This is a genomic window from Caballeronia glebae (assembly GCF_001545035.1).
GTDB lineage: Bacteria > Pseudomonadota > Gammaproteobacteria > Burkholderiales > Burkholderiaceae > Caballeronia > Caballeronia glebae.
Genome location: NZ_FCOJ02000172.1, coordinates 1 through 1,104 on the forward strand (window position 1 = coordinate 1; position 1,104 = coordinate 1,104).

Consider the following 1,104-nt stretch of genomic DNA (forward strand, 5'->3'; position numbering starts at 1 on the left):
GGCGGCCTCAAATCTGAAGTGCAACACCTGTTTCGTATAAGGTGTTGCGATGCACGAAAAGACCCAGTATCAACAGCTTCAACCCGAAGAGCGCCTGACCATTGCCAGCCTGCATTTGCAGGGTTCGAGTATCCGGGCCATGGCCCGGATACTCGGCCGCTCGCCAGCCACCGTCAGCCGTGAACTGAGGCGAAATCGTTCTCCTGCGGGCTATGCATCCGCACCTGCAGAAGTGCTCAGCGCCGCGCGTCGGAGTGCGGGTCGCCGTCCCACAAAGCTCTGCCCGCAGAGTGTGTGCTGGCGCATCGTTCTTACCCTGCTCGAGTGGAAATGGTCACCTCAGCAGATATCGGGCACACTCAAGCGCATGTATCCGACCGACCCGACCCAGCACGTGTCCCACGAAACTATCTATACGGCCATCTACGCCCAGCCGCGCGGCGAACTGCGCCGTCAGCTTATCGCCTGCCTGCGCCACGGCCACAGCACACGCATGCCGCGCACACGGGGTACAGACCGACGCGGACAGATTCCCGACATGGTCAGTATTCATGTGCGGCCGCCCGAAATCGAGGACCGACTGCTGCCCGGACATTGGGAGGGCGACTTCATCAAGGGCGCCAACAATGCGTCTTCAGTCGGAGTGCTGGTGGAACGGACCAGCCGCCTGGTGCTGCTGGCGAAGATGGAAGATGCTACAGCTGCTTCCGCGCTGGCAGGCTTCTCTACCAAACTCAATTCGATTGCCGAGCCATTACGGCAGAGCTTCACCTACGACCAAGGCAAGGAGATGTCGCGGCATGCAGAGCTCACCGCCGCCACCGGTGTGAAGGTGTACTTCTGCGACCCGCACAGCCCATGGCAACGCGGCACGTGTGAAAACACCAACGGCCTGCTGCGCCAGTATCTGCCCAAAGGCACCGACCTTTCCGTCTACAGTCAGGACGAACTTGACGCCATTGCCGACAGTCTGAACAGCAGGCCTCGCGCCACTCACGCCTTCCATTCGCCGCTCGAGGTCTTCGCCGCAACACTCGCTTCGGCAGCTCAACCTCATGGCTCTAAACATTAAAACCGCTGTTGCACTTCAACCTTGAAACCGCC

1 protein-coding gene is annotated in these 1,104 nt (G+C 60.4%); it reads left to right on the top strand.

Features of this window, described 5'->3' with window-relative positions:
* The first annotated feature begins 49 nt into the window (after positions 1 to 49).
* On the top strand, positions 50 to 1,072 hold the full coding sequence (locus AWB82_RS36660; RefSeq protein WP_086974111.1) for an IS30 family transposase: 1,023 nt from the start codon (positions 50 to 52) through the stop codon (positions 1,070 to 1,072).
* Positions 1,073 to 1,104: the final 32 nt, after the last annotated feature.

Excerpts from the sequence above, each read along its gene's own strand:
- AWB82_RS36660 (WP_086974111.1), top strand. The coding sequence starts at position 50 with ATGCACGAAAAGACCCAGTATCAACAGCTTCAACCCGAAGAGCGCCTG.